The following is a 13,307-nucleotide window of genomic DNA, read 5'->3' as shown; positions in this document are numbered from 1 at the left end:
CCATCGAGTTCCTGGAGATCGAGCTCGCGGTCCTGGAGGAGATGGGCGTCGACTGCGACCGCACGGCGGAGTACGCGGCGGACAACGGCCGCACCCGCCTGGTCGACCTGACGGTCCGCCCCTCCAAACTGGAGGCGCCGATCGACAAGATCCACCCGATGCCGTTCCCCGGCCTCAATATCGACAACGTGCCCTTCTTCGCGGCCATCGCCGCCTCGGCCCACGGCCAGACCCTGATCCACGACTGGGTCTACGACAACCGCGCCATCTACCTCACCGACCTCAACCGCCTCGGCGGCGCGCCAGCGGGTGGGGCCCTCGACCAGGACGCGGTGGGGGTCCAGGAGTTGGAGGCGGCCGCCGAGATGATGTGCCCGCCGGCCCTGCGCCCGGCGGTGGTCGTCCTCCTCGCGATGATGGCGGCGGAGGGCACGTCGGTGCTGCGCAACGTGTACGTGATCAACCGCGGCTACGAGGAACTGGCGGAGCGGCTGAACTCGGTGGGGGCGCAGATCGAGATCTTCCGGGACATCTGAGGGAGTATCGCCTACCGGAATCGGCCGGTAGCCGTCTGAGGCCCCGCCACTCTTCATCGAGTGCGCCGGGGCCTCAGTCGTTGCGTTCCAGCATGCCGGGGCGGTCGCCCCAGGCCCATCGAGTTCCTGGAGATCGAGCTCGCGGTCCTGGAGGAGATGGGCGTCGACTGCGACCGCACGGCGGAGTACGCGGCGGACAACGGCCGCACCCGCCTGGTCGACCTGACGGTCCGCCCCTCCAAACTGGAGGCGCCGATCGACAAGATCCACCCGATGCCGTTCCCCGGCCTCAATATCGACAACGTGCCCTTCTTCGCGGCCATCGCCGCCTCGGCCCACGGCCAGACCCTGATCCACGACTGGGTCTACGACAACCGCGCCATCTACCTCACCGACCTCAACCGCCTCGGCGGCCGCCTCCAACTCCTGGACCCCCACCGCGTCCTGGTCGAGGGCCCCACCCGCTGGCGCGCCGCCGAGATGATGTGCCCGCCGGCCCTGCGCCCGGCGGTGGTCGTCCTCCTCGCGATGATGGCGGCGGAGGGCACGTCGGTGCTGCGCAACGTGTACGTGATCAACCGCGGCTACGAGGAACTGGCGGAGCGGCTGAACTCGGTGGGGGCGCAGATCGAGATCTTCCGGGACATCTGAGGGAGTATCGCCTACCGGAATCGGCCGGTAGCCGTCTGAGGCCCCGCCACTCTTCATCGAGTGCGCCGGGGCCTCAGTCGTTGCGTTCCAGCATGCCGGGGCGGTCGCCCCAGGCACCGGGTGCGAACGCTGCCTGACGCCACGCAATCCCAGGTCGGGCCCTCTTGTCCGCAGGTTCCGGGATCGCCCCGCGCTCCGCGTGCGATTGGCCCGCAGGGGGAACGGCCATTCGGGTGCCTCAGCGCGTTCCTGTCGTGGGCGGGCGGGGTTCCAGGGCCGGTCGCGCCCCGCCGGTGGCCGCCGCTCGTTCGCGTGCGGCCTGCTCGGGGTGGCGGCGTCGCCAGTAGGGGTTGTCGTGGGACAGCTTGCTGGACACTCGGCCGTACATGCCGAACGTGGCGATGACCAGCCCCATGACGAAGCTGAAGATCACGTTGGTCATACCGAAGCCGAGGACGTTGGCTGGACGGTCCAGCACGAAGATGTGCGCGAAGCCGCTGAGGACGAAGAGCGCGCCGACCGTCATGTTGAGGACCGAGGCGAAGTTGCCGCCGATCACCGCGCCGACGACCAGCGCGAGGCCGACGACGGTGGAGATGACGCTGAGGGCGACGTTGGTGGTCATGCCCGCGATGGTGTCGCCGGCCGTGTCGAAGGCGCTGAGCGCGTCGGCGAAGCCGAGCCCCGCGAAGACCAGCAGGACAAGCCCGCAGAAGCCCGCGCCGTAGCGGTAGACGGTGGCCAGGTGGTGGTCGAGAGGCAGTTCATCCTTGAGGTTCATGACACTGATTCGGCCGGTATGCCTGCTTTGGATTCATACGGGCGGAAGCGAGGTGCGACGAGCGCGGTGACCCCGTGGGCACCATGATCGGTCGGTAGGGGGACGGGCGCGCTCGCTCCGGGCCCGCCCGCGGCCACGACTGAGGAGACACCCACGGTGCACTGGCTCTTCGGCGACCAGCTCGGCCCGCATTTCCTCACCCCGGAAGGGGAGGGGCCGGGGCGCGCCACGCCCCTGCTCATGATCGAGGCCCGCTCCGTGTTCCGGCGGCGCCGGTTCCACCGGGCCAAGGCCCATCTGGTCCTGTCCGCGATGCGCCACCGCGCGGCCGAACTCGGCGACCGTGTCACCTATGTGCGTGCCGAGACCTACCGCGACGGCCTGGACCGGGCCGCGCGCGGGCGTGCCGTCGGCGTCCACCACCCCACCTCCCACGCCGCTCTCCGGCTGGTGCGGGCCCTCCCGCGGGTGACGGTGGGCCCGGCCCGGGGATTTCTCGTGCCGATGGCCGACTTCGCCGCGTGGGCGGACGGCCACGGCGGGAAGAAGCTGCGGCAGGAGGACTTCTACCGCTGGGTCCGCCGCGGGCACGACCTGCTGATGGACGGCGGGCGACCGGCCGGGGACCGCTGGAACCTGGACCACGACAACCGGGAGGCCCCGCCGCGCGGCACCCCCGTGCTCCGGGTCGGCCGTCCGTACCGGCCGCGCGAGGACGACATCGACGCGGAGGTCCGCCGCGACCTCGACCGCTGGGAGCGGGACGGTCACGTCTCCTTCGTCGGCCGGGACGGGCCCCGGCTGTTCCCCGCGACCCGGGCGGAGGCGCTGCGGGCCCTGCGGCGCTTCGTCGAGCACCGGCTCGCCACGTTCGGCCCGTACGAGGACGCGATGCTGGCCGCCGACCCGGTCATGAGCCACAGCCTGCTCTCCTCCTCGCTCAATCTCGGTCTGCTCGATCCCGCCGAGTGCGTCGAGGAGGCGGAGAGGGCATGGCGCGCGGGGCGGGTGCCTCTCAACAGCGTGGAGGGCTTCGTACGGCAGGTCGCCGGCTGGCGCGAGTACGTCTGGCAGCTCTACTGGTACTTCGGCGAGGACTACCGGCGCTCCAACGAGCTGCGGCACACCGCGCCCCTGCCCGACTGGTGGAACGACCTGGACGCGGACACGGTCGGGGCCAACTGCCTGCGTACGGTCCTGGCTCAGGTGCGCGACACCGGGTGGACGCACCACATCCCCCGGCTCATGGTCCTCGGCAGCCACGCGCTCCAGCGCGGCTGGGACCCCGCAGCGGTCACGGACTGGTTCCACCGCTGCTTCGTGGACGGCTACGACTGGGTGATGCTCCCCAACGTCGTCGGCATGTCCCAGTACGCCGACGGCGGGCGCATGACGACCAAGCCGTACACCTCGGGCGGCGCCTACATCCACCGCATGAGCGACCTGTGCGGCCCCTGCGCCTACCGGCCGGGCGACCGCACCGGGGAGCACGCGTGCCCGTACACCGCGGGCTACTGGGCTTTTCTCGACCGGCACCGCGAGCGGCTGGCCGGCAATCAGCGCGTAGCCCGGCCGGTGCGGCAGCTGGACCGGCTCCCCGACCTCGCGGACGTCCGCGAACAGGAGCGCGCCCGGGGCGACGCACCGCCGTAGTCACGGCCGCGCGGGACGCCGCTTCAGGGGGCGTCCGGCGCCAGCGCGGCGACCGCCTCCGCCAGCCCCGGTGGCCGCGCGAGACCGGCCACCGTCTGCCCCGCCCAGCCCGGTCCCAGGGTCAGGACGGCCGGACTGCGACGGGCTCCGCGCACTCCCCACTCCATGGCCGCCACGTGCTGGGCCAGCGGCCGGCTGGCGGTGGCGCGGGACTGCGCCCACAGCCCGACGGCGGCCGGTCCGGTCCTGCGCACCGCCGCGAGCAGCGGATCGACGGGCAGGGCACCGCCGAACATGCGCACCGGGACGCCCCGCTCCGTCAGCGCGGCGGACAGGACCTCAAGCGGCAGCGTGTGGGTCTCCCCCGGCGTGCAGGCGAGCATCACGGTGGACCCGGGCCGGTCCGGGACGGTCCGGGGCGCGGCCTGCCGCAGCGCTCCGGAGACGTGCCAGGACAGGAAGTGCTCGACCTCGACGTACTTCTCGCCCGAGGTCTCCCACTTGCGGCCCACGGCCTGAAGCGTGGGCACGACCACCTCGGTCCAGGCGGCCACCAGCCCGTGTTCGTCGATCGCGGCGAGCAGCAGGTCGTCCAGGGCCGCGGCGTCCAGCCGCAGGGCGGCGCGGGCGACGCCCCGGCACTCCTGGCGCACGTTGCCGAGCCGCAGACCGTTCCCCGCCTTGCTGCGACGCCGGGACGGAGCGGGTCCGGGACCGGCGGCCCGTGCGGACCGGGCCTCCGCCGGCTCGGCACCGCGCGCGAGGCGGGCTGCCTCGGCGGGCGGCAGGCCGGTCGCGGTCAGGGCGCACATCCGGTCCAGCTTCGCCACGTCCGCCGGCGTCCAGCGCCGGTGCCTGCCGCCCGTGCGGGTCTTCGGCCCGAGGCCGTACCGGCGGTCCCAGGTGCGGACCGTGGTGGGGGCGACCCCGAGGCGCCTGGCCACGTCGCCGGTCGTCAGACCTCCGTCAGGAGGGCCTTCGGTGTCGTCCTGGTCGTCACCGGTTCGTCCGCGTGCGCTCACACCTCCACCGTACGACGGATGAACGACGCACGAGCGACGCAAGTTGCCTGCGTCGTTCGTGCGTCCAAGACTGGAGACCCAGCAGGAGGAACGGCCATGGACATCCGTGCGCGACCCACCACCCTCGTCCCGCCGGGGCGGGAGACGCGGTACGAGGAGGACCTGGCCGACGGTCTCCTGCGAGCCGACGAGGAGACGTTCGCGGCCATCTACCGGCGCTGGGGCTCGCTGGTGCACACCATGGCGACCCGGTCCCTCGGTGACACGCACGAGGCGGAGGACGTCACCCAGCAGGTGTTCATCGGCGCCTGGCGCGGGCGGCACGGCTTCCGGCCCGAGCGCGGCACCGTCGGGGCCTGGCTCGTGGGCATCACCCGCCGCAAGATCGTGGACGCGCTGGCCGCCCGGGGGCGGCGGCTGGCCCTGGCCGAGTCGGCCGCCCGCGATGCCGCGCCGGCCCGGCCCGACCAGCGGGCACCGGAGCAGGTGCTCGACCGGGTGCTGCTCGTCGAGGCCCTGTCCCGGCTGCCGCACGCCCAGCGCGAGGTGCTGTGCATGGCCTTCTACGAGGATCTGACGCAGGCCCAGATCGCGGAGCGCACGGGGGTCCCCCTGGGCACGGTCAAGAGCCACACCCGCCGGGGCCTGCACCGGCTGCGCACCGTGGTCGACCAGGGCGGTGCGCACGACCCGGGCCGCTGAGCGGGCCGAGGAGGCGCGGGTGCATCCGTGGCACCGCCGCCCCGCGAAGCAGGAGTGAGAGACCCAGCACACGGACTTCCCCGAAGGGATGATCCACATGACTTACCGGACCGCCATCGCCGCCGCCGCTTCGGCCGGGGCCTGCGCCCTGGCGCTCGGCGCCGCCGCCCCGGCCGCCATGGCCGCCCCCGAAAGGGCGCAGGACAAGGGAATGGTGTCCGTCTTCCACGGCATCCCCGGAATGACGGTCGATGTGTACGCCAACGGCGACCGGCTGCTCAGCGATTTCAAGCCCGGCACGGTGACCGAACCGCAGCCGCTCGACGCCGGGACGTACGACATCCAGGTCTTCGAGGCAGGCCAGGGCCCCGACGGCAAGCCCGCCCTGGAGAAGCAGGTGAAGGTGACCGAGGGCGGCAACGCCACGGTGGCCGCCCACCTCTCCGCCGACGGCGACCCCGAGCTCACGGCGTACGCCAACGACGTCTCCGCGGTGAAGTCCGGCGACGCACGCCTGACGGTCCGTCACGTCGCGGCGGCGCCCGCCGTGGACGTACGCGCCGGCGGGCAGCCCGTCTTCAAGGACCTGACGAACCCCAAGGAGGACACCGCGTCCGTCGACGCCGGCACGGTGAACGCCGACGTCGTCCTCGCCGGAACGGACACCGTGGCCATCGGACCGGCCGACCTGAACCTCAAGGAGGGCACGAGCAACATCGTCTACGCCTGGGGCAGCGCCAAGGACAAGAACCTCGCCCTGGCCACCCAGACGTTCGACAGCAGGGATGCGGCGCGCGGCGCTTCGCACGCCGGCGCCGGCGGTGCCGGAATCGTGCCGAACTCCACCGGACAGTGGCTGACCTGGGCCGCGGCGGCCGGAGTGGTCACGCTGACGGGCGTCGCCGGGGCCCGCCTGGCCGCCGGACGGCGCGACTGACATCGCACCGCCGCACGCGTGGTCGATCCACAGGACCGTCGTCGGCCGGGGTTGCGGTGCCCGGCCGACGGCTCCCCGGTACGCGGATCAGACCAGGCGCAGGCTCCCCCGCGCCGTCGCCGCCGAGCTGGTGCCCGTGTAGACGTCGATGCGGCCGCGTTCCAGGACGTACGTGCCCGAGGGATCGTTGGTCCAGTGGCCGAGGTCTTCCGCGGTCAGGGTGAAGCGGACGCGGCGCTGCTCGCCCGGGGCGAGGGTGACGCGTTCGAAGCCGCGGAGCCTGCGTACCGGCTGGACGATGCCGGCCGCGACGTCGTGGATGTACAGCTGGACGACCTCGTCGCCGGTGCGGTCGCCGGTGTTGGCGACGGAGACCGTGACCTCGACGTGCTCTCCGCGCTCCAGGGCGTCCAGCGCGATCTCCGTACGGCTCAGCTCGGGCTCGCCCGTGGTGAAGGTCGTGTAGCTCAGCCCGTGACCGAAGACGAACTGGGGGCCGTCCGGCAGGTCCAGGTACTTGGAGACGTACTTCTCCGCCTCGTCGTAGGGGCGGCCCGTCGGCTCCCGGTTGTAGTAGACCGGGATCTGGCCGACCGAGCGGGGGAAGGACACCGGCAGCTTGCCGCCCGGGTTGACCGCGCCGAAGAGGACGTCGGCCACCGCGTTCCCCGCCTCGATGCCCGCGTGCCACGCCTCCAGGACGGCCGGTGCGCGGTCCACCCAGCCGCCGACCGTGAGCGGGCGGCCGTTGACGAGGACGACGACGAAGGGTTTGCCGGTCGCGGCGACGGCCTCGATCAGCTGCTGCTGGCCGGCGGGCAGGCCGATCTCGCTGCGGGACGCGGCCTCGCCGCTGATCGCGGAGTCCTCGCCGACCACGATCACGGTGACGTCGGCCGCCCAGGCGGCGGCAGCGGCCATGGCCGGGTCGCCGCCGGAGTGCCGGACGTCGGCGCCGGGCGCGGCCGCGCGGATCGCGTCGAGCACGCCGACCGTGTCGAACACCAGCCGGCCGGGGCCCGCCCAGGTGCCGTGCTGGTCGGTGGAGTCGGCGTGCGGGCCGACGACGGCGATCGTGCCGGCCGGCTTGAGCGGAAGGACACCGCCCTCGTTCTTCAGGAGCACCATCGACCGGGCGGCGGCCTCCCGTGCGGCGGCGCGGGCCTCGGCGGTGGGGCCGGGGATCTCGGCGGCCTCGTCGGTGTAGGGGTCGTCGAAGAGGCCGAGGGCGTACTTCAGGCGCAGGATGCGGGTGACGGCGTCGTCGAGGCGGTCCATGGTGATGCGGCCCGCGTCGAGCAGGTCCTTGCCGTGGTCGGCGATGTGGGTGGAGACCATCTCCATGTCGAGGCCGTGCATGAGGGAGAGTTCGGCCGCGTGGGCGGCGTCCTCGGCGTATCCGTGCGCGACCAGCTCCATGACGCCCGTGTAGTCGCTGACCACGAAGCCGTCGAAGTCCCACTCCCCCTTGAGGATGGTGTTCATGGTGTGGCTGTTGGCGTGCGCGGGGACGCCGCCCACCGTGTTGAACGCGGCCATCACCGTGGCCGCGCCCGCGTCGAGCGCGGCCTTGAACGGCGGCAGGTAGTGGTTGCGCAGCCGCTGCTCGGAGATGTCCACGGTGTTGTAGTCCCGGCCGCCCTCGGCGCCGCCGTAGGCCACGAAGTGCTTGGCGCAGGCCGCGACGTGCTCCTGGGACCGGAGCCCCGAGCCGTCGGCGGGCCCCTGGTAGCCGCGCACCTTCGCCACGGCCAGGACCGCGTTGAGGTACGGGTCCTCGCCGCTCGATTCGGCGATACGGCCCCAGCGCGGTTCGCTGGTCACGTCCATCATCGGCGAGAACGTCCAGCGCACGCCCTGTGAGCGGGTCTCGGCGGCGGACACCCGGGCGTCCGTCTCGGCCACGGCCGGGTCGAAGGCGGACGCCTGCGCGAGCGGGATCGGGAAGGTCGTCCAGAAGCCGTGGATGACGTCGAAGCCGAAGAGCAGCGGGATCCCGAGCCGGGACTCCTCGACGGCCAGGCGCTGGAGGTCGTTGGTCCACTTCGCGCCGTGCAGGTTCAGCACCGAACCCAGCCGCCCGGCACGGGCCAGCGCCTCGATCTCCTTGGTCTGGCCGCCGCCTGGCCCCGTGTCCCCGGTCCAGGTCAGCTGCTGGACCTGGCCGAGCTTCTCCTCGGTCGTCATCCGGCCGAGGAGTTCCTTGACCTTGTCGTCGTGCGATCGGAGCATGTCGGTCCTTCGTGGCGGAAAGCGGGAGGTGAGCGGGACCCTTGCCGGACGGAACAGCGGGGGCTAACGTCGCTCGCAGCAGAAATGTAAGCGCATTCAGACGAGGGGGCAAGGAGTCATGGCCCCTCGTGACAGAATCGATGACTCGGCACCGGAGGCATCCATGGCCAACAGCCCGTCGGCCCTGCGCGTCATGAGTTTCAACCTCCATGTGGACTGGGAGGGTTCGCCCCGGCCCTGGCAGGGCCGCCGGGAGGCGGTGGCGGCGGTGCTGCGGGCCGAGCGGCCGCAGCTGCTCGGCACCCAGGAGGGCCGCCCGCACCAGATCGACGACGTGCTCACCGCTCTCGGACCGGGCTACGCCAGGACCGGGCAGGGGCGGGACGGCGGCGACGCGGGCGAGCACATGGCCGTCTTCCACGACCGCGGACGGCTCGAAGCCCTGGAACACGGGGACTTCTGGCTCTCCGGTACGCCCGAGGTGCCCGCCTCCGAGACCTGGGGCGGCGCCTGCCCGCGCATGGCGACCTGGATCCGCTTCCGGGACCTGGTCACCGGAGGCGGGTTCCTCGCTGTCAACACCCACCTCGACCATGTCAGCGCATACGCGCGCTCCCGCGCGGCCGGCCTGCTCGTGGAGCGGTTCGACGCACTCGCGCCCGGCCTGCCCGTCGTCCTCACCGGCGACTTCAACACCCCGGCGGACGACCCCGAGGTCCACGGCGTGCTCCTCGCGAAGGGCTCGCTGGAGGACACCTGGGAGTGCGCCGGGGAGCGCGGTCCCGCGTACGGCACCTTTCACGACTACCGCCCGCCGGTCGCGGGCGGACCGCGCATCGACTGGATCCTCGCCTCGCGCGGGACCCGGGTGCGGGAGGCGTCCGCCGTGCTGCCGGGCGCCGTCGCACCGAGCGACCACCTGCCGGTGCGCGCCGTGGTCGAGCTGCCCCTGGCGCCCGGCTGAACCCGTGCCCGCACAAGAACCCGCCCCACCCCACCCCCGTACCGGAGGAATCCGTATGCCGTCCGACCGTCCGGCGACCGAATGGCTCGCCGACGCCGTGCTGTACCAGATCTACCCGCAGTCCTTCGCCGACTCCAACGGTGACGGCATCGGTGACTTCGCGGGGATCGAGGCCCGGCTCGACCATCTCCAGTGGCTCGGCGTGAACACCGTGTGGTTCAACCCGTGCTTCGTCTCGCCCTTCGACGACGCCGGGTACGACGTCGCCGACTACCTCAACGTCGCCCCCCGCTACGGCACCAACGAGGACCTGGCCCGGCTCACCGAGGCGGCCGGGCGCCGTGGCATCCGCGTGCTGCTCGACCTGGTCGCCGGGCACACCTCCGACCGGCACCCCTGGTTCCGGGCCTCCGCGAACGACCCCGCCGACCAGCGCTTCATCTGGGCCGACACCCCGGAGGCGCCGCCCGGGTTCGTCGCCTCGCCCGGCAGCCGGTCCGGGTTCTACCAGCCGAACTTCTTCGAGTCGCAGCCCGCGCTCAACTTCGGGCACGCGCGGATGGACCCGGCGGAGCCCTGGCGGCTGCCCGTCGACGCCGAGGGGCCCCGCGCCAACCGGCAGGCGCTGCGCGAGATCATGGACCACTGGCTGGGCCTCGGCCTGTCCGGCTTCCGCGTCGACATGGCCGCGTCCCTGGTCAAGGACGACCCGGGGCAGGCCGAGACCGCGAACCTCTGGACCGAGCTGCGCGGCTGGCTGGACCGGGCGCACCCGCGGGCGGCGCTGCTCTCCGAGTGGGGCGACCCGCAGGTCTCCGTCCCGGCCGGGTTCCACGCGGACTTCTTCCTGCAGTTCGGGCCGCGCGGTGACGGGCTGCCGCTCCGGTCGCTGTGGAACAACTGGGAGGGCACGGTCAGCGAGCCCTGGGAGCCGCTGGAGCCGTACTTCGGGGCCCGGGGCGAGGGCGGGTTCGCCACCTTCCTCAACGCCTGGCGCGAGGCGACGGACGTCATCGGGGACGCCGGGTTCATCTCGCTGCCCACGGCCAACCACGACTTCTCGCGCCTCGCCACGGGCCCACGTACGGCCGAACAGCTGCCCGCCGCCTTCGCGTTCCAGCTGACCTGGCCGACGCTGCCGGCGATCTACTACGGCGACGAGATCGGCATGCGGTACGTGCCGGGCACGCCCACCCGCGAGGGCAGCCGGCTGGGTCCGCGCTACGACCGGGCGGGCTCCCGTACGCCCATGCAGTGGGACGACTCTCCGAACGCGGGCTTCTCCACCGCGCCCGCCGACGCCCTCTACCTGCCGGTCGACCCGGACCCGGGCCGTCCGACGGTCGCCGCTCAGCGCGCCGACGAGGACTCCCTCCTCCACCTGGTCAGGCGCCTGATCGCGCTGCGCAAGGCCACCCCGGAACTGGGCAGCGGCGGCTCCACGGAGGTGCTGCACGACGGCTATCCGCTGGTGTACGTCCGGGGCGGGCGCTACCTGGTCGTGGTCAACCCACGCTCCGAAGCGGCCGTGACCGCCGCTCCGGCGGGCCGGGCGACCGCCGTGGAGGCGCGCGGGGTGACGGTCGCGGACGGCCGCATCCGCGCCGAGGGCTTCGGCTTCGGCGTCTTCGCGCTCGACGCGGGCTGAACGGTTCCGCCCCCGCCCGGTCCCGGGCGGGGGCGGAAGCCGTACGTCAGCCGGGGGTGTCCCCGTACTGCCGTTGCAGCGCGGCCAGTTCGGCGGTCAGCTCCCGGACGAGGTCCTGGTACGCGGGGTCCTCGTACCGGTTGTGCAGCTCGTCGGGGTCGGCGGCCAGGTCGAACAGCTCCCACTCGGGCGTCCGGGTCTCGTCCCTGGCGCCGGGCTGCCCGGAGCCGTGGCCCGGGTAGTGGATCAGCTTGTGGGTGTGGGTGCGGACGCCGTAGCTGGCCTGGACGTGGTGGCAGACGTCCAGGTGCTCGAAGTAGCGGTAGTACACCGACTGCCGCCAGTCGTCCGGCCGTTCGCCCCTGAGCAGCGGGACGAGGCTGCGGCCCTGCATCCGTGGATGCGCTTCCACTCCGGCGAGGTCCAGGATCGTCTGGGCGTAGTCGACGTTGATCACGAGCTCGTCGCAGCTGCTGCCCGGCGGGGTGACGCCCGGCCAGCGCACCACCAGGGGGATGCGCATCGACGGGTCGTACATGAACCTCTTGTCGAACCAGCCGTGTTCGCCCAGGTAGAAACCGTGGTCCGAGGTGTACGCGACGGCCGTGCTCCGGTCCAGGCCGGTGATGTCCAGGTAGTGCAGGACCCGGCCGACGTTCTCGTCGAGCGCCGCGACGACCCGTAGGTACTCCTTGATGTAGCGCTGGTAGCGCCACTCGCGCTCCTCGCGCTCGTCAAGACCTTCGGGTACGGGCGCCTTGAGGTCGTGCGGGAGCAGATCGCTCATGCGCATCGCTGCCTCGGCCGCTGCGCTCGCCCGGTCGCTGTAGTCGTCGTGGAGGGTGCGCGGTGCCGGGATGTCCACGTTCTCGTACAGGTGCCGGTGGCGTTCGGCGGGCTCGAAGGCGCGGTGCGGGGCCTTGTGCTGGATGAACAGGGCGAAGGGCCGGTCGGGGTCGCGCCGGTCGAGCCAGTTGAGGGCGAGATCGGTGATGAGGTCGGTGACGTACCCGGTGTACTGCCGCTCACCGTCCCGCGTGACGAACGACGGGTCGTGGTAGACGCCGTGCTCGGGCAGCACCGCCCAGTGGTCGAAGCCGACCGGGTCGGACGAGCCGCCGTGACCCAGGTGCCATTTGCCGACGATGGCCGTCTGGTAGCCGGCCTCCTGGAGCATTTCCGGGAAGGAGGGCTGGGTGGCGTCGAACTTCTGACCCTCCTGTTCGAGGGTCGTCATGCCGTTGACGTGGCTGTAGGTGCCGGTCAGCAGGGAGGCGCGGGCCGGTGAGCAGATCGCGTTGGTACAGAAGGCGTTGTCGAACCGCATGCCTTCGTCGGCCAGCCGGTCGACGGCCGGGGTGCTGTTGATGACGCTGCCGTAGGCGCCGATGGCCGGTACGGCGTGGTCGTCGGTCATGAAGAAGACGAGGGAGGGGCGCTGCCCCTGGGTGCCGGTGGTGCTCATGGCCCGGAGTCCTCCTTGGCGGGTGCGAGATGCGGGCGGGTCCGGTCGCGGGCGAGCCTCAGGGTGCGGCGGCCGGGCAGGGGAAGGGCGAGCGTGGTGCGTACGAGCCCGTCGGGGCCCGGGTACGCGGTGGGTTCGCAGCCGGGGCCGTCGGCGCGCAGCCGGTAGACGGCGCCGGGTTCGAGCCCGGCGATCTCGACGGTGACGTGCCGGCCCAGTACCGGGACCGACGCGGCACCGGGCCGGTCGGGGGCGGCGCTGACCAGGCGTACCTCGATCGCGCCGCCGTCCGCGTCGGTCGTGGCGGTCACCAGGGCGCGGGCTCCGTCGCCGGTGAGGTGCGCCGGGCGGTGCGGCGCACCGGCGTCGACCCGGACCCTTACGCGGGCGGCTTCGCTGCCCGGGGCGAGTGCGCAGCCGCGTACGGGTCCCGGCAGGGGCGGCTGGGGGCCTTCGGCGGTCCTCGGCGCGATCCGGTACCAGTAGCCGCGGCCGGCCTCGGCGTGCGTGTCCGCGTACGGCGGCAGGACAGGCCTCGGGTGCAGCGGTGCGTACGGGCCCTCGTAGTGGTCGGCGCGGAGTACGACGTAACCGGCCGTGCCCGGTGCCGGTGCCCAGTCGAGCTGGACGTGACCGATGCCGTCCCGGGACCGCAGCAGGGTGCGGTGCGGGCGCACGACGTGCCTTTCGGGGGCGGGCGGGGCGCCGAGGAGGGG

The 13,307-nt window shown here is 72.8% G+C and carries 10 protein-coding genes and 2 pseudogenes; 7 read left to right on the top strand and 5 right to left on the bottom strand.

What is annotated here, in order from left to right; translation table 11 throughout:
* Both EAO73_RS00500 and EAO73_RS00495 read left to right on the top strand, forming a co-directional pair.
* Positions 1 to 536 (top strand): annotated as a pseudogene (locus EAO73_RS00500) (UDP-N-acetylglucosamine 1-carboxyvinyltransferase); the annotation flags it as partial.
* A 114-nt stretch (positions 537 to 650) separates the two neighbouring features.
* Positions 651 to 1,187: pseudogene (locus EAO73_RS00495) on the top strand (UDP-N-acetylglucosamine 1-carboxyvinyltransferase); the annotation flags it as partial.
* Positions 1,188 to 1,425: 238 nt separating this feature from the next.
* On the opposite strand, the gene EAO73_RS00490 reads toward EAO73_RS00495, so the two are convergent.
* The gene (locus tag EAO73_RS00490) at positions 1,426 to 1,968 is read right to left on the bottom strand and encodes a DUF4383 domain-containing protein (RefSeq protein WP_147969463.1); all 543 of its coding nucleotides are present in this window, start codon (positions 1,966 to 1,968) and stop codon (positions 1,426 to 1,428) included.
* 156 nt (positions 1,969 to 2,124) lie between these two features.
* Here EAO73_RS00490 and EAO73_RS00485 point away from each other — a divergent pair, with 156 nt between their 5' ends.
* Positions 2,125 to 3,621, top strand: a complete 1,497-nt coding sequence (locus EAO73_RS00485; RefSeq protein WP_147969462.1) for a cryptochrome/photolyase family protein — start codon at positions 2,125 to 2,127, stop codon at positions 3,619 to 3,621.
* A gap of 23 nt (positions 3,622 to 3,644) precedes the next feature.
* On the opposite strand, the gene EAO73_RS00480 is transcribed toward EAO73_RS00485, so the two are convergent.
* Positions 3,645 to 4,643: a MerR family transcriptional regulator gene (locus tag EAO73_RS00480; RefSeq protein WP_147969461.1), complete on the bottom strand. Its 999-nt coding sequence runs from the start codon at positions 4,641 to 4,643 to the stop codon at positions 3,645 to 3,647.
* Positions 4,644 to 4,739: 96 nt separating this feature from the next.
* Here EAO73_RS00480 and EAO73_RS00475 point away from each other — a divergent pair, with 96 nt between their 5' ends.
* The gene (locus tag EAO73_RS00475; protein WP_147969460.1) at positions 4,740 to 5,345 is read left to right on the top strand and encodes an RNA polymerase sigma factor; all 606 of its coding nucleotides are present in this window, start codon (positions 4,740 to 4,742) and stop codon (positions 5,343 to 5,345) included.
* 97 nt (positions 5,346 to 5,442) lie between these two features.
* Positions 5,443 to 6,282, top strand: coding sequence for a DUF4397 domain-containing protein (locus EAO73_RS00470; protein ID WP_147969459.1), 840 nt, complete (start codon positions 5,443 to 5,445; stop codon positions 6,280 to 6,282).
* An 87-nt stretch (positions 6,283 to 6,369) separates the two neighbouring features.
* On the opposite strand, the gene EAO73_RS00465 is transcribed toward EAO73_RS00470, so the two are convergent.
* The gene (locus EAO73_RS00465; RefSeq protein ID WP_147969458.1) at positions 6,370 to 8,514 is read right to left on the bottom strand and encodes a glycoside hydrolase family 3 N-terminal domain-containing protein; all 2,145 of its coding nucleotides are present in this window, start codon (positions 8,512 to 8,514) and stop codon (positions 6,370 to 6,372) included.
* Between the two features lie 163 nt (positions 8,515 to 8,677).
* Here EAO73_RS00465 and EAO73_RS00460 point away from each other — a divergent pair, with 163 nt between their 5' ends.
* Positions 8,678 to 9,478: an endonuclease/exonuclease/phosphatase family protein gene (locus EAO73_RS00460; RefSeq protein ID WP_147969457.1), complete on the top strand. Its 801-nt coding sequence runs from the start codon at positions 8,678 to 8,680 to the stop codon at positions 9,476 to 9,478.
* 55 nt (positions 9,479 to 9,533) lie between these two features.
* Positions 9,534 to 11,126: an alpha-amylase family glycosyl hydrolase gene (locus EAO73_RS00455; RefSeq protein ID WP_147969456.1), complete on the top strand. Its 1,593-nt coding sequence runs from the start codon at positions 9,534 to 9,536 to the stop codon at positions 11,124 to 11,126.
* Positions 11,127 to 11,172: 46 nt separating this feature from the next.
* Here EAO73_RS00455 and EAO73_RS00450 read toward each other — a convergent pair whose 3' ends face one another.
* Together EAO73_RS00450 and EAO73_RS00445 are read right to left on the bottom strand one after the other, a co-directional pair.
* Complete coding sequence (locus EAO73_RS00450; protein WP_147969455.1) at positions 11,173 to 12,591, bottom strand: sulfatase; 1,419 nt, start codon at positions 12,589 to 12,591, stop codon at positions 11,173 to 11,175.
* A partial coding sequence (locus EAO73_RS00445) for a hypothetical protein (RefSeq protein ID WP_224756125.1) occupies positions 12,588 to 13,307 on the bottom strand: 720 nt, incomplete at its 5' end. The genes EAO73_RS00445 and EAO73_RS00450, both read right to left, overlap by 4 nt.

This window comes from Streptomyces sp. col6, from assembly GCF_008042035.1.
In the GTDB taxonomy this organism is placed as follows: Bacteria; Actinomycetota; Actinomycetes; order Streptomycetales; family Streptomycetaceae; genus Streptomyces.
The sequence above is the reverse complement of the archived record's forward strand: the minus strand, read 5'-3'. Positions and strand labels throughout refer to the sequence as shown.

What these genes read in the sequence shown, in the direction of transcription:
- EAO73_RS00490 (WP_147969463.1), bottom strand. Translation starts at nt 1,968, where the DNA reads ATGAACCTCAAGGATGAACTGCCTCTCGACCACCACCTGGCCACCGTC.
- EAO73_RS00450 (WP_147969455.1), bottom strand. Translation starts at nt 12,591, where the DNA reads ATGAGCACCACCGGCACCCAGGGGCAGCGCCCCTCCCTCGTCTTCTTC.
- EAO73_RS00465 (WP_147969458.1), bottom strand. Translation starts at nt 8,514, where the DNA reads ATGCTCCGATCGCACGACGACAAGGTCAAGGAACTCCTCGGCCGGATG.
- EAO73_RS00475 (WP_147969460.1), top strand. Translation starts at nt 4,740, where the DNA reads ATGGACATCCGTGCGCGACCCACCACCCTCGTCCCGCCGGGGCGGGAG.
- EAO73_RS00460 (WP_147969457.1), top strand. Translation starts at nt 8,678, where the DNA reads ATGGCCAACAGCCCGTCGGCCCTGCGCGTCATGAGTTTCAACCTCCAT.
- EAO73_RS00470 (WP_147969459.1), top strand. Translation starts at nt 5,443, where the DNA reads ATGACTTACCGGACCGCCATCGCCGCCGCCGCTTCGGCCGGGGCCTGC.
- EAO73_RS00455 (WP_147969456.1), top strand. Translation starts at nt 9,534, where the DNA reads ATGCCGTCCGACCGTCCGGCGACCGAATGGCTCGCCGACGCCGTGCTG.